Source organism: Paraburkholderia sp. Cy-641, from assembly GCF_011752945.1.
Taxonomy (GTDB): Bacteria; Pseudomonadota; Gammaproteobacteria; order Burkholderiales; family Burkholderiaceae; genus Paraburkholderia.
In genome coordinates this window covers 151,228-170,202 of sequence record NZ_VWWM01000007.1, presented here as the reverse complement: position 1 = coordinate 170,202, position 18,975 = coordinate 151,228, and the positions used below count along the sequence as shown (strand labels likewise).

The following is an 18,975-nucleotide window of genomic DNA, read 5'->3' as shown; positions in this document are numbered from 1 at the left end:
CGCTCATCAGGACGAGGTACGGAGCGGCAAAGCTCCACTCCTCGTCCGATACATCTGTTGGGTACGGTTTGCGTTCTGGCATTGCGCCAGGTTACCAGGTTTGGCACAAAGTGCCTAACACGCTCTAGATCTCCGGTCTGCGATCGCCAGATAGCTTGGTCGCGCGACGCGGCAGCTTATGACAACGGCAAGAGATTATTTCGAAAAATGAAATTAAAGTCGTGGGGCGAAACGGTGGTCAATCGGCAGCACGGCAAACAGGCATGCGCCGTTCTGCCACCGAATTGACACAGAGGGGCAATGCCGATTATTTCATTTTATAAGAAAATATCTTCCCATCTTCGCTGTTTGTGGGCAGTGAGCGGCTCGCTATGCTTCACGCCAACGATCACCCGAGATCGCAAACCACACGCTGACGAGGACCTTTGCCATGAAACGCATTCTTTCCGCCCTGATCGCTTCCGCCGCCCTGTTTGCCGCTGCTTCCGGCGTGGCTCACGCTGCCGCTCCGGCCGCGTGCAACGGCCCCCCGTCGTACTGCAACGTGTTCTTCGGCAACTGATCGAAGCACGCGCAGGGCCGGACAGGACATCGACCCGGTCCGGTCCTCGATAAATGCATTGCATCGCTTTGCCTCAAATCGTCCCGGCCCGGGGGCGGGCTTGATTGACAAGGCAAAAGTCTCAGTTATCCACAAGGTTATTCAGTGAATTTGTGGATAACTTTCAGGGATAAATCGTTATCCACCGGCACGATCTCCGTAGCCGCCTTCCGGCCTGTCCCGCTCCGCCAATTTGTCGCCCCGCGTCGCCACTCGCGCGGCTTTTGCCTATGATGAACACCTCGTACTCTTTGCGCGTCGAGCGCCTTACCCGAGGAAGCGAACCATGGCTTATCACATTGCAGTTGTCGTTGGCAGTCTGCGGCGGGATTCGTTCAATCGCCAGTTGGCCCAAGCGGTCATTTCCCTTGCTCCATCCGATTTCACCTTCGAGTTCATCGATATCGGCTCCTTGCCCCTCTACTGCCAGGACTACGATGCCGACTATCCCGAAGCCGGTAAAAAGCTCAAGGAACGGGTCGAGGCCGCGAACGGCCTGCTGTTCGTGACGCCCGAATACAACCGCTCGATGCCGGGCGTGCTGAAGAACGCGCTCGACTGGGGTTCGCGCCCGTGGGGCACGAACTCGTGGGGCAACAAGCCCGGCGCGATTATCGGCACGTCGCTTGGCGCAACCGGCACGGCGCTCGCGCAGCAGCATCTGCGCAACGTGCTCGCCTACCTCGACGTCGCCACGCTTGCCCAACCCGAAGTCTTCATCAAGCACGATCTGTCGGTCATCAACGAAAAAGGAGAGATCGTGAACGACGGCACGCGCAAGTTCCTGCAAACCTTCGTCGACCGCTACGTCGCCTGGGTCAAGCGGCACGCGGCGTAACGGGCCGTTTCGCTAACGCAACAACCGGCGGCGCGTCGCATGCCCGAAGGCCGCGCCCGCGTGTGAGAGGCCCACGCGGGCGGCGACCACAGCCTGATCCGCCGCTCGCCTGTCTAGGCGTGGTGATGTCCCGTCACCCGCTCCCACCCATGACGCACCGCGAGCTTGAAGCGCTCCCACGTGCTCTCCGGCGACGTGGTTTCCCAGTAGCGCCGCGCTTCGGGCTCGATCTCTTCCCACGGACGATCGCGGAATCGCGCATCGTTGCCGATCTCCGCGCCATAGCGATAAGCCGGCACATAGTCCTCGTAACGCGGGTTGTCGGACGCGTACTGTTCGTCGTAATGGGCGCGGAAATCTTCTTCGTACTCCAGATACTCGTTAGGCATCCGGGCACCGGGCTCCGCAGTCGGCTGCCCGCGTTCGGGGATGACTTCCGGCGGCTGCATGACCGCGCCCGAGCCCGGCACCAAGCCGGCGGCAATCGCGCTGCGGTCCACGTCGCTGGCTCGCGCGTTCAGCGGATCGGACTTCGGATGCTCGTCGAGCGGCGACGGCGCGAACGGTTCGGCTCGGAGGCTGTCCGGCGGCGTGGTGTGGCGCGGATCGCGTGGCGTGGCACCCATCGGCACAGTCGCGCTCGTCGTTCCGGCTACACCGGTGTTTTCACTTGCCGCGGTGGCGGGCGCCGCGCCAGCCGCACCCGGCGCCCCCGCCGCCCGCAGTGACGTAGCCGCCCCGGCCGCCGCCGTCGTTGCGCTGGACGTGTGCGGCGTGCCCGGCATCACCGCGCCGATGCCCAGTTCGTCGAGCACCGAATATTCGCGCCGTGCCGCGGCCTGCGCACCTGCTGTCTGCGCGTCCCAATCGGGCAGGCGGTCGTCGACCTCGGTCGCACCGAGCCGCACGAGCGTATTGCGCGCAAGCTCCGCATGCGATTCGCTCGCGGCATTGACGCACACGAGCACTGCGCCGCGCCGCAGCGCTTCCGCGTAGCGCGTGGTGTCCAGCGCGCGCGAACCGGTCGCGAACAGGCTCGACAGAAAGCGCTCGATATTCGCAAACATCCCCGCATTGGTGACATCGTCGCTCGCCGGGCCGGCGGACGGCTCGGGGTTCGTCCGCAGATCGATCGCCTCGCGTGCAAAACCGGTCTGCACGAGCGTGTCGCGGGCGCTTTCGGCTTGCACGCGGGTGTCGAATAAACCCATCACGGTGTGTTGCATGGCTATCTCCCGACATGTTCAGGCGGAACGGGCAGCGCCGCACGCGCTATCCGCCTTGCCCCCGTGGACGCCGCAACGATCGTGCCGGAGCGTGGCCGCGCGCTCGCGTATCCGCTGTGATCTGCCGTGAGGCCACGCCGCGTGGGGCGTCCATGCAAAAAAGCGCGGCGTGTCGCCGCCGCGCTTTTACAAGTCCTGGTAAATGACGCCTGAGTGACGCCTGAGTGACGTGCGGGTGATGCCTGCATGACCCCCGGATTCAGGCGCACGGAGCACACGGCCGAGAAGCTGCGAGGCCATGAGGTCAGGAGGCCCCGCCCCTCAGGAATCGGCCGGATGCGTCACCGGATCGTTATCCGTCTGCGCGAGATTGCGCTGGATCGTTTCGAGCAGCTTCTCGAGCAGACCGATGTCGAACGGCTTGGACAGCACGCGCACGTTCACATGCCGCGCGCGGTCGAGTTCTTCCGCGTAGCCGGTGACGAGAATGACCGGCAGTTGCGTATCGAAGGCGAGCACCGCTTCTGCCAGATCGATGCCGTTCAGCTTGCCGGGCATGTGAATGTCCGACAGCACGAGATCGAACGGCAGCGGCTCGCCGGTGTCCGCGCGCTTCGCGCGGGCGTCGTCGAGCAGGCGCAGCGCGAGGTCGGCGTTGAATACGCCGGTGACCTTGTGGCCCATCATCTGCAGTAGCGCTTCGGTGCCGGCGGCCACTTCCTGGTTGTCCTCGACGAGCAGCACGCGCAGCCCCTGCGGCGCTTCGATCTCCTGCGGACCCGCTTCGTCCGGGCTGACGCTTTGCGGCTCGGCCGACGCGCGCGGCAGATACAGGCGCACCGAGGTGCCCGCGCCGATCGCGCTGTCGATCGCGGCAAGCCCGCCCGAACTCTCGCAGAACGCAAACACCTGCGGCAGCCCGAGGCCCGTGCCCATGCCCTTCGGCTTGGTCGTGAAGAGCGGCTCGAAGGCGCGCGCGAGCACCTCGGGCGCCATGCCGGTGCCGGTGTCCTCGAGCGAGATCTGCACGAATTCGCCGGTGAGCGGGAAACCGTCCTCGTGACGGAACACCACGTTGCTCGCGCGCACCGCGAAGCGCCCGCCGTTGGCCATTGCGTCGCGCGCGTTCACGGCGACGTTGATGAGCGCGAGCTCGAGTTCCGCGACGTCGACGCGCACCGGCCACGTATCGGCGCCGCTGTCGATCACGAGCGACACCTTCGCGCCGAGCGACGCGCGCAGCAGTTCGCGGCAGGTCGGCAGCCAGCGTTCGAGCGACAGCGTCTCGGTGCGCAGCGGCTGCTTGCGCGCGACGCCGAGCAACTGCCGCGTGAGCGACTGGCCGCTCTTCAACGCGCGCTCCATCGCCGAGAGTTCGCGCTCGACCCCGCCGACGCCGCGCCGCCGCACGATCTGCACGTTGGCGGAGAGGATCATCAGCAGGTTGTTGAAGTCGTGCGCGACGCTGCCGACCAGCGTGCCGAGCGCTTCCATCTTGCGCGACTGGCGGTATGCCGATTCGATCGAGCGGCGCATCGACGCCTCGGCCTGCCAGCGCTGCCACGCTTCCTCTTCGGCGCTCAGACGCCGCAGCGACAGCCAGATCACGCACCACAGCGCGATCGACGGCGTGAACATCGACAGGATCAGCACGCTCAGGTGCGTGTACCAGGCGGTCCAGATCGCCGAGGTGCGGTAGCCGCACAGCACGTACACGGGATACGAGCCGACGCGCCGGAATGCGACGATCAGGTTGCCGCCGGCGAGGGGCGAATGCATCCGCACGACGCCCGTGCGCTGGCCTTGCGCGACCGCTTTCGTGAACGGCGTGTCGGGCGAGATCGCCGTCGCCTCGCGCGGGCCGGGCGGATAGTGCGCGAGAACCGCGCCGTCGGTGCGCACGAGACTCATGATCATCGGCGTATCGCCGCTGCCGCCGAGCAGTTCGCGATAGAACGCGTCGAAATAGCTCGGCCGCAGCGCGATCGACACGACCCCCGCGAACGAGCCGTCGGGCATCTTGCGCTCGACGCCCATGTTGAACACCTCTTCGCTCGCCACGCGTCCGCTCATCACCTTCGAGACGTGCTGGAGTTCGTTGCCGTCGCGGATGCCGACGAAGTCGTCGCGCTCGCCGATCGACAGCACCGGTGATGGATAGAAGCGGCTGCTCGCGAGCAGGTCGCCCCCGAGCCCGAAGATCGACACCGCGGCGACCTGCGGATAGCCGCCGCCCATCGTGCGCAGCTTGTCGTGAATCGTGTGTTCGCGCCCGCGAATGCCGTCGTCGTCGAGGCCCGCGGTCAGATCGACGATGCGCGAGTTGAGCGTCTCGTTCATGTCGAACACCTTCAGCGCGTGTTCTTCGGCGACGCGCACGGTACGTCGCGTCATGTCGGTCGCGTCGGCCTCGCGCGAGCGCAGATCGGTGAACGCCATCGCCGCGACGTAGACGAACGGCAGCACGACGGCCGCGACCAGCAGCGCGATCAGCGTGATGCGCCGCACATGGAAATTCTGTTCCGGCACGGCGGGGAACGAGGCGTCGTCCTGTTCGCGGACAGAACGGCGGGGAAGGCGGCTCGCACGTGGTGAGTCGACCCGGTCAGGTGTCATTTTCGTTGATGCCAAAAGTCATTTGAAGCGGGCAGCCCCGTAGCGGCCCGGTAGTTTGTCGCCGCTTTCAGAGGAAGCATAGACCCCGAGCGGCAAAAGTTGCCGCAAAGCGCCGGGAGCCAGGGTTTGCCGTTCCCGCTGTTCTTTAAAAGTAGTCTTAAAACAAACAGCGACGAATCGGCAAGCGCAAACGTACACAAAAGTATAAAGATAAAAGAATGGGCACTGGAACTAGTTAATCATTTTTAAAATCTGCTTCGCATAGAAAAATCTCATTAATGAACCTCGTCCTGGTGAGTTGCCTTTGCGCGAGTTTGCTTCGACAATCCTTGCCACGACAAAAAAGCCGTTGCCACGTCCGTGCCGCGGATCGTCAGGGTCCGCTGAACGCGTCCCGCCGCACACGCTCCCTTCTCGCCAGGCAAGCCGTATTTCGACAGGCGCCAGTGTGCTTTGTCGCGCATCGGTCGATTGCGCGCCGAAGCCCAGGCCGCCATCCGTTGCAGATACGAACGAGCCATTCCGCTTTTCAACCCGTCCGAGCCGACGTTGCCATGCTGCCCATTGTGATCGCCGACGATTCGCTGCTTGCCCGCCGTGTGCTGACGAAAGCGCTGCCGCCGGACTGGGACGTCGAGGTGTCCTACGCGGCGAACGGGCGCGAGGCGCTGGCGCTGTATCGCGCGGGCAAGGCGCCAGTGATGTTCCTCGATCTGACGATGCCGGACATGACCGGCTACCAGGTGCTCGAAACGTTGCAGCACGAGGACCTGAACTGCTTCGTGATCGTCGTTTCCGCCGACGTGCAGCCGCTCGCCCGGGCACGCGTGCGCGAACTCGGCGCGCTCGCGTTCATCGCCAAGCCCGTGACGTCCGAGGCGCTCCTGCCGGTCCTCAAGGAGTACGGGCTGTATGTCTGAGACGGACTTCACCGAGGACCAGCGCGACGCGCTGCAGGAGATCGCCAATCTCGCGATGGGCCGGGCCGCGATGCGGCTCGCGCGGCTGCTCGATTCGTTCATCGAACTCTCGGTGCCGCGCGTGCGGATGGTGGCCGTGAGCGAGGCGGCGCGCGCGCTGCGCGAGATGACCGGCATCGACGATACGGTCAGCGCGGTGCGCCAGGGCTTTCGCTCGGACATCAAGGGCGAGGCGCTCGTGATCTGCCGCAGCGACAGCATCGCGCAGCTGTGCGCGCTCGTCGGCGATCCCTACGCGCGCTCGAGCTACGAGTCGATCAGCCAGCGGGAGCTGATGTTCGACGTGGCGAATCTGCTGAGCGGCGCGTGCGTATCGTCGATACTCGACCAGCTTGGCCGCACGCCGGTGTTCTCCGCGCCGGGCCTGCTCGGCGAGGCGCTCACGCTCGACGAGGTGTTCCAGCCCGGCGTGCTGCAATGGCGCGTCGCGCTGCTTCTCGAAGTCAATTTCACGCTCGAGGATCGGGACTTCCGCGCGCATCTCGTGATGCTGATGGCCGAGGAATCGATTCTCCCCATGAACGACGCGCTCGACGCGCTGCTGTCCAGCCTATGAATGAACCGGTGGAATCGTTGAGCGACCTCGTGGTCGAGCGGGTCGGCTTTGGCATTTTCGTGCTCGACCGCGAGATGAACGTGCTGATGTGGAATCGCTTCATGCAGGACCACAGCGGGCTGTCGGCGCAACAGGTGGTCGGCCGCCCGATCTTCGCGCATTTTCCGGAGCTGCCGCGCGTGTGGCTCGCGCGCAAGATCGAGAGCGTGTTCCAGCTCGGCACCTTCGCGTTCAGTTCGTGGGAGCAGCGCCCGTATCTGTTCAGATTCGATCACGACCGGCCGATCACCGGCGGCGTCGACTTCATGCAGCAGGACTGCACGTTCATGCCGCTGATGCGCGAGCGCGAGGTGGTGGCCGTCTGCGTGACGATCTCCGACGTCACGCACGTGAGCATCGTGCAGCGCGAACGCGAGGAAGCGGTCGAGAAGCTGCGCGAATATGCGAACCGCGACGGACTGACCGGCATCGCCAACCGCCGTTTCTTCGAGACGCGTCTGCAGGACGAATTCGCGCGCTGGCAGCGCTATGGCGGCGACATGTCGATGCTGCTGTTCGATCTCGACCACTTCAAAAAAATCAACGACCAGTTCGGCCACAGCGTCGGCGACACGGTATTGCGCGTGATGACGCAGCGCGTCGCGGGCGTCGTGCGCGCGCAGGACACGTTCGGGCGCTTCGGCGGCGAGGAGTTCGCGCTGCTGCTGCCGTGCACGCCGCTCGAAGATGCGATGCGCGTCGCGGACAAGATTCGCAGCGTGATCGCCGAAACGCCGGTCGAACTGCTCGGCACGAGCGTGCCGGTGACGGCGAGCCTCGGCGGCGCGGCGGCGCGCGAAGGCGTGCCGAGCTACGACGTGCTGATCAACGAGGCCGACGCGGCGCTCTACAGCGCGAAGCGGCAGGGGCGCAACCGCTCGGTCGCTTTCCGGCCACCGGGCTGACCGGGCGGCGGGCGCGCTGGCCGCTGGCCGCTGGCCGGAGCGCCTCGCCCGGCGGCCTTCCTGTCTGTCCCTAAATGGGGCAGCGAAACTGCGGCCACCGGCAAAGGTTGTTATACTTTTCGCCGTTTCCGGCCTCCCAGCCGGATGTTTCGCGCGTGTCCGCGCGCGCGGGCCCACTGTCCTGCGGGTCGGCATAAAACCTTCTTTGAACGCCTTTCAGCAGGCGCCTCCAGCGGAGATCGTCTTGGCTGTTTCCAATCTCGTCGTGGACGACAACGAAATCGATGCCGCTGCCGCCACGTCCGGCAGCTCGTTTTATCTCGCCATGCGCATCCTGCCGGCTGCGCAGCGCGATGCGATGTATCAGGTCTATGCTTTCTGCCGCGCCGTCGACGACATCGCCGACAGCGACGACATACCGCGCGCCGAGCGCTCGGCCGCGCTCGATCAATGGCGCGCCGACATCGACGCGTGCTATGCCGGCCAGCCGCGCGCCTCGTTGCGCGCGCTCACGCGGCACATTCACACGTTTCATCTGCAACGCGAAGATTTTCACGCGATGATCGACGGCATGGCGATGGACGCCGCCGCCGACATCTGCGCCCCCGACGACGCCACGCTCGACCTCTATTGCGACCGTGTCGCGAGCGCGGCGGGCCGTCTGTCGGTGAGGATATTCGGGATGCGGGAAGAGCCCGGCCGGCTGCTCGCGCACCACCTCGGCCGCGCGCTGCAGCTGACGAACATCCTGCGCGATATCGACGAAGACGCCGGCATCAACCGCTGCTATCTGCCGCGCGAGCTGCTCGCGCGCGAGGGCATCGCGATCACGAACCCCACGCAGATCGCCGACGATCCGCTCCTGCCGCGCGTCTGCGCGACGCTTGCCGAGCGCGCGAGGCAGCACTTCGCGGCGTCCGACGCGATCATGGATCGCGAGCCGCGCGCCCACGTGCGCGCGCCGCGCATCATGTCGGGCGTCTATCGGGTGCTGTTCGAGCGCACGCTGGAGCGCGGCTTCGACATTCCGCGCACGAAGGTCCGCAAGCCGAAGCTGCGTCTGCTGTTGATCGTCGCGCGGTACGCGCTTTTCTGAGCTGATGCCGAAGCTCGTCCACGTGGTCGGCGCGGGCGTGGCGGGCCTCGCCGCCGCCGTGCAGTTGCAGCGGCGCGGCGCGCGGGTCGTGCTGCACGAGGCGCGGGACCACGCCGGCGGCCGCTGCCGTTCGTACTACGATGCGAAGCTCGGCATGACGATCGACAGCGGCAATCACATCGTGCTGTCGGGCAATGCCGCGACGCTCAACTACGTGCGCGCGATCGGCGCGATCGACGAACTGAGCGGCCCGTCGCGGCCCGAGTATCCGTTCGTGGATCTGGCGACGCGGGCGCGCTGGACCGTGCGGTTGTCGCCGGGGCTCGTGCCGTGGTGGATTTTCGATGCGCATGCGCGCGTGCCGGACACGCACCCGGCCGATTACCTGGCGCTCGTGCCGCTGCTGTTCGCCAAGCCGGCGCGCAGCGTCGCGCAGACCATGCGTTGTCACGGGCCGCTGTGGGACCGGCTGCTGCAGCCGCTGTTTCATGCGCTGCTGAACGTCGAGCCTCGTGAGGCGTCGGCCGAGCTGACCGGCGCGATCGTGCGCGAGACGCTGCTGGCCGGCGGCCTCGCCGGCCGACCGCTGGTGGCGCGCAACGGCCTCGGCAGCGCGTTCGTCGATCCGGCGCTGCGGCTGCTGCAACACGGCGGCACGACGATCCGGCTCGGCTCGCGTCTGCGCGAGATCACGTTCGCCGCCGAGCCGGCGCGCGTGCAGGCGCTGCATTTCGCCGACGAAAGCATCGCGCTCGACGCGAACGATGCCGTGATCCTCGCGCTGTCGTCCGAAGACGCACCGGCGCTCGTGCCGGGTCTGTGCGCGCCGACCCGCTTCGCGGCGGCGCTCAACGTGCATTTCGCGGTCGAGCCGCCGTTCGGCTGGCCGCAGATCACCGCGTTGCTCAACGGGACGGCCGCCTGGCTGTTTGCGTTGGACGGCCGCTTCTCCGTGACGCTGAACGGCGCGGAGAGCCTGCTCGACACGCCGCACGAAGCGCTCGCGGCGAGCGTCTGGGCCGAGGTCGCGCAGGCGGTCGATCTGCCGCTCGCGCCGCTGCCGCCGTGGCAGGTGGTGAGCGAACGACGCGCGACGTTTGCCGCGTTGCCCGATCAGGAAACGCGGCGGCCGGGCATGCGTACCCGCTGGAACAATCTCATGCTCGCGGGCGACTGGACGGCCACTGGCCTGCCCGCGACACTTGAAGGCGCGATCCGCTCCGGCCAGAAGGCTGCGGACACGCTGCTGAATCAACCGATGGAACGCCGATGAACGACCTATCTCAGAACCCGCCGCTCGACGCGGTCCTGCCTGACGCCGAAGCCGCCGGAACGGCGCCTGGGGCTGCCGCCGCGCAGAACGCGCCGGAAGCTGGCGCAACGTCAACGACCGCGCAAGCGGCGGCGCCTGAGGCGGCGGCTGCGGCGGCAACCGAAGCGACTGCTGCTGCTACCCCCGACGCGGCCTCGCTCGACGCCGCGATCACGCGCGCGACCGACGCGATCCTCGCCGCTCAGCAGCCCGACGGCCACTGGGTCTACGAACTCGAAGTCGACGTGACGATTCCCGCCGAGTACGTGCTGCTCGTCCACTATCTCGGCGAAACGCCGAACCTCGAACTCGAACAGAAGATCGCGCGCTATCTGCGCCGCACCCAGTTGCCGAACGGCGGCTGGCCGCTCTTCACCGACGGCGCGCTCGACGTCAGCGCGAGCGTGAAGGCGTACTTCGCGCTAAAGATGATCGGCGATTCGCCCGACGCCGAGCACATGGTGCTCGCGCGCGAGGCGATCCTCGCGCATGGCGGCGCGGAAAACGTGAACGTGTTCACGCGGATTCTGCTTGCGCTGTTCGGCGTGGTCTCGTGGCGCGCGGTGCCGATGATGCCGGTCGAGATCATGCTGCTGCCGACGTGGTTTCCGTTCCATTTGTCGAAGGTGTCGTACTGGGCGCGCACCGTGATCGTGCCGCTGCTTGTGCTCAACGCGAAGCGGCCGCTCGCGCGCAACCCGCGCAAGGTATGCATCGACGAAGTGTTCCGCGGCGCGCCCGTGAATACTGGCATGAACGAGCGCGCACCGCATCAGCATGCGGGCTGGTTCGGCTTCTTCCGCTGTGTCGATACGGTGCTGCGCGCGGTCGATGGCCTGTTCCCGAAGGCGATGCGCGAGCGCGCGATCCGCGCGGCGGTCGCGTTCGTCGACGAACGGCTGAACGGCGAGGACGGCCTCGGCGCGATTTTCCCGGCGATGGCGAACTCGGTGATGATGTACGACGTGCTCGGCTACCCGGCCGATCATCCGAATCGCGCCATCGCGCGCAAGTCGCTCGACAAGCTGCTCGTCGTCAAGGACGACGAAGCGTATTGCCAGCCGTGTCTGTCGCCGGTGTGGGATACCTCGCTCGTCGCGCATGCGCTGCTCGAAACCGGCGAGAAGCACGCCGAGCAGGCGGCCGAACACGGGCTCGAATGGCTGCGTCCGCTGCAGATTCTCGACGTGCGCGGCGACTGGATTTCGCGCCGCCCGAACCTGCGGCCGGGCGGCTGGGCGTTCCAGTACAACAATGCGCATTATCCCGACGTCGACGATACGGCCGTGGTCGTGATGGCGATGCAGCGCTCGGCGGCGCTCACGCAGTCCGACGCCTATCGCGAAGCGATCGCGCGCGCGCGCGAGTGGGTCGTCGGCATGCAGAGCAGCGACGGCGGCTGGGGCGCGTTCGAGCCCGAAAACACTCAGTACTACCTGAACAACATTCCGTTCTCCGATCACGGCGCGCTGCTCGATCCGCCGACCGCGGACGTGTCGGGCCGTTGCCTGTCGATGCTCGCGCAGCTCGGTGAACTGCCGCAGGGCAGCGAGCCTACGCGGCGCGCGTTCGACTACATGCTGAACGAGCAGGAATCGGACGGCAGCTGGTACGGCCGCTGGGGCATGAACTACATCTACGGTACGTGGACCGCGCTGTGCTCGCTGAACGCGGCCGGCATGCCGCATGACGATCCGCGCATGAAGCGCGCGGTGCAGTGGCTTCTGTCGATCCAGAACAAGGACGGCGGCTGGGGCGAGGGCGGCGAGAGCTACAAGCTCGACTATCGCGGCTACGAGCGCGCGCCGAGCACGGCCTCGCAGACCGCCTGGGCGCTGCTCGGCCTGATGGCGGTGGGCGAGGTCAATCACGAGGCGGTCGCGCGCGGCATCGATTACCTGCAGCGCGAGCAGCGCGAGCATGGGCTGTGGGAAGAAGAGCGATTTACCGCAACCGGTTTCCCGCGCGTGTTCTATCTGCGTTATCACGGTTATTGCAAGTTCTTCCCGCTGTGGGCGCTCGCGCGCTTCCGTCATCTGAAGCGCAACGGGTTGACGCGCGTCGCGGTCGGGATGTAACGGATGCCTTTTTCGACAGCGCGTTCCGCCGATGCGGACCGCCGCGGTTTGCCCGTGATCGTCGTGACGGGCATGGCGTTCGAGGCGCGCATTGCGCGCGGCGACGGCAGCGATGGCGTCGAGGTGGTCTACGCGGCGCGGGCCGATCTGCTCGAACGCGCGCTGAACGCGGCGCTCGAGCGCGGGGCGGCGGGCATCGTCAGCTTCGGGACAGCGGGCGGGCTTGCGCCGGACCTGGAGCCGGGCGCGCTGATCGTCGCCGATGCGGTGCATGGGCCGTCTGGGCGGATCGAAACCGACCGGCCATGGGCGGATCGGATCGCCGCTGCCGTGAGCGCGGCGGGGGCCGCGCGTGGCGTTGCCGCGCGGCTGCGGCGCGGCCCGACGGCAGCAGTCGCCGCACCGCTGATTACCGCTGCCGACAAACGCGCTCTGCACGACTCGACCGGCGCGCTCGCGGTGGATATGGAATCGCACATCGCGGGCAGGATCGCCGCCGCGCATGGGTTGCCGTTCGCCGTGTGCCGCACGATTGTCGATCCGGCCTGGCGCACGTTGCCGCCGGCCGCCACGGCTGGCTTGCGCGACGACGGCAGTACGGCGCTCTGGCCGATTCTGCGGGAATTGCTGCGGCAGCCGTCGCAACTCGGCGCGCTGCTCCAGTTGGCCGCCGACGCGCGCGCCGCGAAGCGCACGCTGGTCGAGACACGCGAGGCGCTAGGCGAGAGCGGCGCGCTGCGGATGGCGGCGGGCAACTGAGATCAGGCGGCGGCGCGTGGTGCCGTGAAGGTGGCTGACAAACGCTTTGGCCCAGACTGATTGGGATGCCCGGATGCCCAGCCGATGTAGCTCGCTCGACCGGGGCGCCCATTGCGGACGCCCCGTTTTGCTTCAAGGGCTTTCGCTCAAAGCAGCCTTATTGCGGAGCCGCCACAGCCGCCGGTTGTTTAGCGTCGGCGGGCGCGGCTTGCGGTGCTTCAGCGGCAGGCGATGCCGAAACCGGCGTTGCGCCGGGATCGCTGTAGTTGGGCAAATCGCTCGGCTCGCCCTTATCGGCTCCGGCTCCGGCTCCACCGCCGGATACCCCCGATGCTCCACCGGTCGCCGGGGCAGCCTCACCCGGATCGGTGTAATTCGGCAGATCACTCGGCGCACCCGTCGCACCCTTCGCGGCCCCAGCACCAGACGCCCCATTCGGCGCCTGCGCCGCCTCACCCGGATCCGCATAGTTCGGCAGTCCGGCCGGCGTCCCCGAACCGGACTCGCCGTGATCCTCGTAGTCGGGCAGGGGCGCGGCATTCTCGCTCGTGCCGCGCAGACGCGCGCGCCGCTGCTGCGTATAGGCGTCACGCACGAACGAGTACTTGTCGAGCGCGGCCTGCTGCAGCAGATCGGTCGCGCCGAGCAGATCGGAGCGCGTGCTCACGAACTGCAGCACATACAGCGGATTGCGCGTTGCCGGTTCCACGTAGTTGAGCGGATTGAATTTCACGTCGACGACGAGCCCCATGCTGTCGCGCACGGTGCTCGGCCCGAACAGCGGCAGCACCAGATACGGACCCGACGGAATGCCCCAATGCCCGAGCGTCAGACCGAAGTCCTGATGATGCTTCGGCAGCCCGGCCGGGGTCGCCCAGTCGAGCAGACCGCCGATACCGAACACCGAGTTGAAGGCGAAGCGCACGATGTCTTCGGTCGCGTCGGTCACATTCAATTGCAGCAGCGCGTTCGCGGCGTTGGTGAGGTCGCCGAGATTCGAGAAGAAGTTGCTGACGGCCGTGCGCAGCGGCTGCGGCGTGACCTTCTGATAGCCCTTCGCCACCGGCACCGCGACATAGCGGTCCACGCCGTCGTTGAAGTTGAAAATGACCCGGTTCACGGGCTCGAACGGATCGCCCGGCTTGCGGTCGGGCGCGGTTGCGCAACCTGAGATCAGACCGGCGGCGGCGAGCGCCAGCGCGGTGTTATACAGCTTCATGCTTAGATTCCCTTTTGCTTCGCGCGACGTTGGCGCGGCTTGCCCATCAGTACGGGCTGAAATACCACTGCACCGATCAGTGTGCAGAACAGCGAAAGCGCGAGCAGCCTCCCCATGCTGGACGTGCCTGGATGATGCGACAGCCAGAGGCTACCAAACGCGGTGGCCGTTGTCGCTGCGCTGAACAGAACTGCGTGCGTGAGGCTCGACTGCAACAGGCTCGTCTGGCCGTGGCGCCACGCCATCACGAAATAGATCTTGAAGGCCACGCCGACGCCGAGCATCAGCGGCAGCGCGATGATGTTCGCGAAGTTCAGCGGCATGCCGAACACGACGCACAGTTCCAGCGTGACGAGCGCGGAGACCAGCAGCGGCACCAGCGTGCGCAGTACGTCGCCGATGCGGCGCAGCGCGATCCAGAGCAGGATCGCGATCGACAGCAGCGCATAGATGGCGGCTTGCAGGAACGCCTTGATGATCGTGTCGGCCGAATGCAGGATCGAAATCGGCCCGCCGATCGTGCCCGGCTCCGTCTTTTTCACCGCGTGCGCGAAGCGCGCGAGCATCGTGTCGTCGTTCGGATCGACGCCGGCCGGCACCTTCGGCGCGATGTCGACGAGCGCGCGGCCACCCTTGCCGATCCATGACGCGACGATGTCCTTCGGCAAGTTCTCCTGCGTAATTTCGGTCGGTTGCAGCAGATTTTCCAGTTGCTTCAGCGCGATGCGCAGCGGCTCGGACAGCGCGGCTTCGGCACGGTCGCGCGTGGCGGCGTCGGCGGCGGCGAGCTTCTGCAACGTCGCCGACAGATGCTGCGCCTCGGCGGCGCCCGGCCCTGGATGATCCTCGGCCGCGAGCGCAAGCTGGTTAGAGGCGCGCCTGAGCGCGGCGACGCGGACCTCGTCGGTGGCCGGCGCCGCGGGCTGCTGCTGCAACGCGGGCAGCAACTGCTGCGCAGCGCTCGCGATCAGCATCATCTTCTGCTGCTGGTCGGCGGGCACGAACGTGCTCAGCGTCGTCACGCGGCCTACCTCGGGCAGCTGGCGCAGGCGCGCGGCGATGGCATCGGCGTCGGCGAGCGACGGCGCGAGCGCATGCACATTGTTGACCGCGGCTTCCGGCGAATCCTTCAGCGACAGCAGCGTCGCCATCGATTCCGTATGCGGGTCCTTCAGGTGCAGCGGATTGAAGTCGAAGCGCAGATGCGTGAGCAACGGCGTGGCGCCGATCACGACGATCAGCGTGCCGATCAGCACCGGCTTGCGATGGCGATCGAGGAAGTCGTCGACGGGTGCGAGCTGCTTGAAGCCGGGCGAGGCAGCTTCGCCCGGCGGATTGAAGACCTTCAGCAGTGCCGGCAGCAGCGTCATGTTCGTGAAGTACGCGACGAACATGCCGACGCCGGCGATCTGGCCGAGCTCGGACACGCCGCGATACGCGGTCGGCAGGAACGAGAAGAAGCTCAGCGCGACCGCGACGGCCGCGAGCGTGAGCGGCACGCCGATGCTGTGCGCGGTGTGCATGAGCGCGGCGGAGAGCCGGTCGTCGCGGTTGCGCTCCTCGCGATACTTGACGCCGAACTGCACGCCGAAATCGACGCCGAGCCCGACGAACAGCACCATGAACGCAACCGAAATCATGTTGAGCGCGCCGACCATCATCAGACCGAGCGCGGCCGTGATCGCGAGCCCGACGAACAGCGTGATGAACACGGCCGCGATCATGCGGCCCGAGCGCAACGCGAGCCACAGAATAATCAGTACGACGATGAACGTGCCGATGCCGTTGAGCACCGCGCCGTCCTGCACGGATGCGAACTCTTCGTCGGCGAGCGGTTGTTCGCCGGTCAGGCGGATCGTCGCGCCGAAGCGCGAGTCGAGATGCAGCGACGCGGCCGTCGCGCGAATCGCTTTCGAGGCGCTCGCGCCGGCTTCGAGGGCGTCGTAATTGACGACCGGCTGTACGACCACGAACGCGCGCGCGGGATCAGTGGCGACCGTTTTGTCGACGAGCGCGCGCCATGAGAAGGCGGCCGGCTGGCCGGCCAGCACACGATCGAGCGTGTTCGCGCTTTGCGAGAGCAGATGGCTCATGTCGGCGAGCTTCACCTGGCCGAGTTGCAGCGGCAGCAGCAGGCTCGTGGTTAGCGTGCCGGCGAGGCCGGTCAGGCTCGGATCGTGCGCCAGCGCGTTGACGAGCGGGCGCGACTGCACGAGTTGCGAGGTGGTGGACATCACCTCGTCGGTGGACGGAAACAGCAGGCCGTTGTGTTCGAAGAACGGCCCGCCGGCCGGCTGCGAGACCGCGGTGAACTCCTTCGAATCGGCCTTGAGCGCGGCGCTCAGCACGTTGGCGGCGGCGTCGGCGAATTCGGGCGCGCGCGCCTCGACGACCACGAGCACGGTGTCGCCGCGTTCGGGGAAGGCGGCGTCGAGCGCGTGCTCGAGTGCCGACCATTGCTTGTCGGTCTCGATGAGACGACTGATGTCCGTGTTGATCTTGAAGTTGTGCGCGACGTAGACGCCGCTCAGAACGGCGAGCACGATCGACAGCGCGATGATCCTCAGCGGATGACGCACCGAGTACGCGACGAGACGGACGATATATGACTTCAGCATGTAGGCGGACGTAGCCTTATCACGGAGATGGTTCTTGACGAAGGTGCATAAGTATACAGAGCCGCGGCAACGTAGCCCGAGTTCGGTCGCAAGCGCGGCACCCGGCCGGCTGGCCCGGTTGGGAACGCAATCCCGGCTATACTGGTCTATCCCTCATTAGCCTTGGGCTCGCGAGCCCGCCGGCGCTACTACTTTCAGGTCCTGACGCGCGTATGAAACGATATCTGACTGCTTTTCTGGCCGCGGCCGTGGTGTCCACGGCGGCATTTGCGCAAAGCGCGCCCGATGCGGTGGTAAAAAGTGCCGTCGAGGGCACGGTGACCGCAATGAAGGCCGATCCGCAGGCACGCGGCGGCGACATGGCGAAGATCACCCACGTCGTCGAAACGCACTTCCTGCCGGCCACCGACTTCCAGCGCACCACGCGTATCGCGGTCGGCAAGCCCTGGTCGACCGCCACGCCGGAACAGCAGAAGCAGCTGTACGAGCAGTTTACGCTGCTGCTCACGCGTACCTATGCCGCATCGCTGTCGCAACTGCGCGACCAGGACGTGAAGTTCAAGTTTATGCCGGTGAGCGTGCCGGGCGGCGCAACCGACATCGTCGTGCAATCGCATGTAATCAGCAACGGCGGCGACGATGCGATCGACTACCGGCTCACCCGGGGAGCGTCGGGCTGGAAGATCTACGACATCAACATGATGGGCGCATGGCTGATCCAGGTGTATCAGACACAGTTCGCCGACCAGATCGCCAAGGGCGGTATCGACGGGCTCATCAAGTTCCTGACCGAGCATAATGCGCGCGGCGCCTGAGCGGGTCGACCGTTTGCTCCGGCGGTAACGGTAAAGCAACGGTAAAACAAAAGCGCGGTGGCCTCGAACGGCCACCGCGCTTTTTTCATCTGCAGCGTACGGCGCGCGGACATTCACGCACCGTACGCGAGGCGGCGCGCAACCGCTCCGCCCGAACCACTCAGTGCGCCGCGGTTGCGGTCTGCACCTTCTTGCCCGTGCCGGCGCGCTTGATCTCGTCGAGCTTGATCTCGACGTGACGCGAGAACACGTACTCGGCGGGACGCTGCTTGTCGAGCGGGATGTCCTTCGCGAACGCGCCCGTCGTCTTCGGACCGCGCAGGCTGACCTTCAACGCCTTCAGCGGATGCGCAACCGTGTCCATCACGGCCGTTGCTTCGAAGCCGCAGTGGACCATGCAGTCGGCGCACTTCTCGTAGTTGCCGGTGCCGTACTTGTCCCAGTCGGTCGTTTCCATCAGCTCCTTGAAGGTCTTCACATAGCCTTCGCCGACCAGATAGCACGGCTTCTGCCAGCCGAACACGGTACGCGCCGGGTTGCCCCACGGCGTGCATTCGTAGCTCTGGTTGCCAGCGAGGAAGTCGAGGAACATCGCCGACTGGCTGAACGACCAGTTCTTGCCGTTGTTGCCGCGCTTGAAGATTTCGCGGAACAGCTGCTTGGTCTTGTCGCGGTTCAGGAAGTGCTGCTGGTCCGGCGCGCGCTCATACGCATAGCCCGGCGACACCGTGATGCCGTCGACGCCCATCGGCCCGAGCGTGTCGAAGAACTTCGCCACGCGCTCCGGCACCGCGTCGTTGAACAGCGTGCAGTTGATGTTGACGCGGAAGCCCCGGCGCTTCGCTTCGCGGATCGCGGCCACGGCCTTCTCGTAGACGCCTTCCTGCGACACCGAGTGATCGTGCGCTTCCTTGTCGCCGTCGAGGTGAACCGACCAGACGAAGTACGGATTCGGCTGGTAGTCGTCCATCTTCTTTTCCATCAGGAGCGCGTTCGTGCACAGGTAGACGAACTTCTTGCGCGCCATGATGCCCTTGACGATCTCCGGCATTTCCTTGTGCAGCAGCGGCTCGCCGCCCGCGATCGAGACGACCGGCGCGCCGCATTCGTCGACGGCCTGCAGGCATTCTTCGAGCGACAGGCGCTGGTTCAGGATCGGGTCTGGATAGTCGATCTTGCCGCAGCCATTGCAGGCGAGATTGCAGCGGAACAGCGGCTCCAGCATCAGGGCGAGCGGATAGCGTTTGTTGCCGGAGAGATGCTGGCGCATGATGTATGCGCCGACGCGGACTTTCTGTAGCAGCGGAATAGACAAGA

Annotated in this window: 16 protein-coding genes and 1 pseudogene; 10 read left to right on the top strand and 7 right to left on the bottom strand. The window is 66.2% G+C overall.

Annotated features, from left to right (window positions below; all coding sequences use genetic code 11):
- Positions 1 to 82, bottom strand: a pseudogene (locus tag F3J20_RS32015) (IS5/IS1182 family transposase); the annotation flags it as partial.
- Between the two features lie 348 nt (positions 83 to 430).
- Between F3J20_RS32015 and F3J20_RS32375 the strand changes: the two are divergent.
- Both F3J20_RS32375 and F3J20_RS06275 read left to right on the top strand, forming a co-directional pair.
- Positions 431 to 562 carry a hypothetical protein gene (locus F3J20_RS32375; protein ID WP_275691442.1) on the top strand — a complete coding sequence of 44 codons (132 nt, stop codon included), beginning with the start codon at positions 431 to 433 and terminating at the stop codon, positions 560 to 562.
- A 325-nt stretch (positions 563 to 887) separates the two neighbouring features.
- Entirely contained in the window at positions 888 to 1,439 is a 552-nt protein-coding gene (locus F3J20_RS06275; protein ID WP_167038909.1) for an NADPH-dependent FMN reductase, read from the top strand.
- Between the two features lie 113 nt (positions 1,440 to 1,552).
- On the opposite strand, the gene F3J20_RS06270 is transcribed toward F3J20_RS06275, so the two are convergent.
- The 3 genes from F3J20_RS06270 to F3J20_RS06260 form a co-directional block, all read right to left on the bottom strand.
- On the bottom strand, positions 1,553 to 2,665 hold the full coding sequence (locus F3J20_RS06270; RefSeq protein WP_167282524.1) for a hypothetical protein: 1,113 nt from the start codon (positions 2,663 to 2,665) through the stop codon (positions 1,553 to 1,555).
- 321 nt (positions 2,666 to 2,986) lie between these two features.
- On the bottom strand, positions 2,987 to 5,281 hold the full coding sequence (locus F3J20_RS06265; protein WP_167038905.1) for a hybrid sensor histidine kinase/response regulator: 2,295 nt from the start codon (positions 5,279 to 5,281) through the stop codon (positions 2,987 to 2,989).
- Between the two features lie 275 nt (positions 5,282 to 5,556).
- Positions 5,557 to 5,802 (bottom strand): hypothetical protein, encoded by a 246-nt coding sequence (locus tag F3J20_RS06260; protein ID WP_167282522.1) that lies wholly within the window; start codon positions 5,800 to 5,802, stop codon positions 5,557 to 5,559.
- A 33-nt stretch (positions 5,803 to 5,835) separates the two neighbouring features.
- On the opposite strand from F3J20_RS06260, the gene F3J20_RS06255 reads away from it, so the two are divergent.
- The 7 genes from F3J20_RS06255 (at position 5,836) to F3J20_RS06225 (ending at position 13,006) form a co-directional block, all read left to right on the top strand.
- On the top strand, positions 5,836 to 6,201 hold the full coding sequence (locus F3J20_RS06255; protein ID WP_167038903.1) for a response regulator: 366 nt from the start codon (positions 5,836 to 5,838) through the stop codon (positions 6,199 to 6,201).
- Positions 6,194 to 6,817, top strand: coding sequence for a chemotaxis protein CheC (locus tag F3J20_RS06250; protein WP_167282520.1), 624 nt, complete (start codon positions 6,194 to 6,196; stop codon positions 6,815 to 6,817). The genes F3J20_RS06255 and F3J20_RS06250 overlap by 8 nt, the downstream gene beginning before the upstream one ends.
- Complete coding sequence (locus tag F3J20_RS06245; RefSeq protein ID WP_167038899.1) at positions 6,814 to 7,761, top strand: diguanylate cyclase; 948 nt, start codon at positions 6,814 to 6,816, stop codon at positions 7,759 to 7,761. Before F3J20_RS06250 ends, F3J20_RS06245 begins: the two co-directional genes overlap by 4 nt.
- A gap of 244 nt (positions 7,762 to 8,005) precedes the next feature.
- Positions 8,006 to 8,857, top strand: coding sequence for a presqualene diphosphate synthase HpnD (gene hpnD / locus F3J20_RS06240; RefSeq protein WP_167038897.1), 852 nt, complete (start codon positions 8,006 to 8,008; stop codon positions 8,855 to 8,857).
- A 4-nt stretch (positions 8,858 to 8,861) separates the two neighbouring features.
- Entirely contained in the window at positions 8,862 to 10,130 is a 1,269-nt protein-coding gene (gene hpnE / locus F3J20_RS06235; RefSeq protein ID WP_167282518.1) for a hydroxysqualene dehydroxylase HpnE, read from the top strand.
- Complete coding sequence (shc, locus tag F3J20_RS06230; RefSeq protein WP_167282516.1) at positions 10,127 to 12,247, top strand: squalene--hopene cyclase; 2,121 nt, start codon at positions 10,127 to 10,129, stop codon at positions 12,245 to 12,247. The genes hpnE and shc overlap by 4 nt, the downstream gene beginning before the upstream one ends.
- Positions 12,248 to 12,250: 3 nt before the next feature.
- Positions 12,251 to 13,006 (top strand): phosphorylase, encoded by a 756-nt coding sequence (locus F3J20_RS06225; protein WP_167282514.1) that lies wholly within the window; start codon positions 12,251 to 12,253, stop codon positions 13,004 to 13,006.
- Between the two features lie 157 nt (positions 13,007 to 13,163).
- Here F3J20_RS06225 and F3J20_RS06220 read toward each other — a convergent pair whose 3' ends face one another.
- Together F3J20_RS06220 and F3J20_RS06215 are read right to left on the bottom strand one after the other, a co-directional pair.
- A complete protein-coding gene (locus F3J20_RS06220; protein WP_167282512.1) occupies positions 13,164 to 14,225 on the bottom strand; it encodes a VacJ family lipoprotein in 1,062 nt (353 codons plus the stop codon).
- Between the two features lie 2 nt (positions 14,226 to 14,227).
- The gene (locus F3J20_RS06215; protein ID WP_167282510.1) at positions 14,228 to 16,843 is read right to left on the bottom strand and encodes an MMPL family transporter; all 2,616 of its coding nucleotides are present in this window, start codon (positions 16,841 to 16,843) and stop codon (positions 14,228 to 14,230) included.
- Positions 16,844 to 17,055: 212 nt separating this feature from the next.
- On the opposite strand from F3J20_RS06215, the gene F3J20_RS06210 reads away from it, so the two are divergent.
- Positions 17,056 to 17,658 (top strand): ABC transporter substrate-binding protein, encoded by a 603-nt coding sequence (locus tag F3J20_RS06210; protein ID WP_167038884.1) that lies wholly within the window; start codon positions 17,056 to 17,058, stop codon positions 17,656 to 17,658.
- A gap of 160 nt (positions 17,659 to 17,818) precedes the next feature.
- On the opposite strand, the gene hpnH is transcribed toward F3J20_RS06210, so the two are convergent.
- Positions 17,819 to 18,973, bottom strand: a complete 1,155-nt coding sequence (hpnH, locus tag F3J20_RS06205; RefSeq protein WP_167282508.1) for an adenosyl-hopene transferase HpnH — start codon at positions 18,971 to 18,973, stop codon at positions 17,819 to 17,821.
- Positions 18,974 to 18,975: the final 2 nt, after the last annotated feature.

Bases quoted from the DNA above. Each gene is read 5' to 3' on its own strand.
- F3J20_RS32375 (WP_275691442.1), top strand. From the start codon at position 431: ATGAAACGCATTCTTTCCGCCCTGATCGCTTCCGCCGCCCTGTTTGCC.
- F3J20_RS06275 (WP_167038909.1), top strand. From the start codon at position 888: ATGGCTTATCACATTGCAGTTGTCGTTGGCAGTCTGCGGCGGGATTCG.
- F3J20_RS06270 (WP_167282524.1), bottom strand. From the start codon at position 2,665: ATGCAACACACCGTGATGGGTTTATTCGACACCCGCGTGCAAGCCGAA.
- F3J20_RS06265 (WP_167038905.1), bottom strand. From the start codon at position 5,281: ATGACACCTGACCGGGTCGACTCACCACGTGCGAGCCGCCTTCCCCGC.
- F3J20_RS06260 (WP_167282522.1), bottom strand. From the start codon at position 5,802: ATGGCTCGTTCGTATCTGCAACGGATGGCGGCCTGGGCTTCGGCGCGC.
- F3J20_RS06255 (WP_167038903.1), top strand. From the start codon at position 5,836: ATGCTGCCCATTGTGATCGCCGACGATTCGCTGCTTGCCCGCCGTGTG.
- F3J20_RS06250 (WP_167282520.1), top strand. From the start codon at position 6,194: ATGTCTGAGACGGACTTCACCGAGGACCAGCGCGACGCGCTGCAGGAG.
- F3J20_RS06245 (WP_167038899.1), top strand. From the start codon at position 6,814: ATGAATGAACCGGTGGAATCGTTGAGCGACCTCGTGGTCGAGCGGGTC.
- hpnE (WP_167282518.1), top strand. From the start codon at position 8,862: ATGCCGAAGCTCGTCCACGTGGTCGGCGCGGGCGTGGCGGGCCTCGCC.
- shc (WP_167282516.1), top strand. From the start codon at position 10,127: ATGAACGACCTATCTCAGAACCCGCCGCTCGACGCGGTCCTGCCTGAC.
- F3J20_RS06225 (WP_167282514.1), top strand. From the start codon at position 12,251: ATGCCTTTTTCGACAGCGCGTTCCGCCGATGCGGACCGCCGCGGTTTG.
- F3J20_RS06220 (WP_167282512.1), bottom strand. From the start codon at position 14,225: ATGAAGCTGTATAACACCGCGCTGGCGCTCGCCGCCGCCGGTCTGATC.
- F3J20_RS06215 (WP_167282510.1), bottom strand. From the start codon at position 16,843: ATGCTGAAGTCATATATCGTCCGTCTCGTCGCGTACTCGGTGCGTCAT.
- F3J20_RS06210 (WP_167038884.1), top strand. From the start codon at position 17,056: ATGAAACGATATCTGACTGCTTTTCTGGCCGCGGCCGTGGTGTCCACG.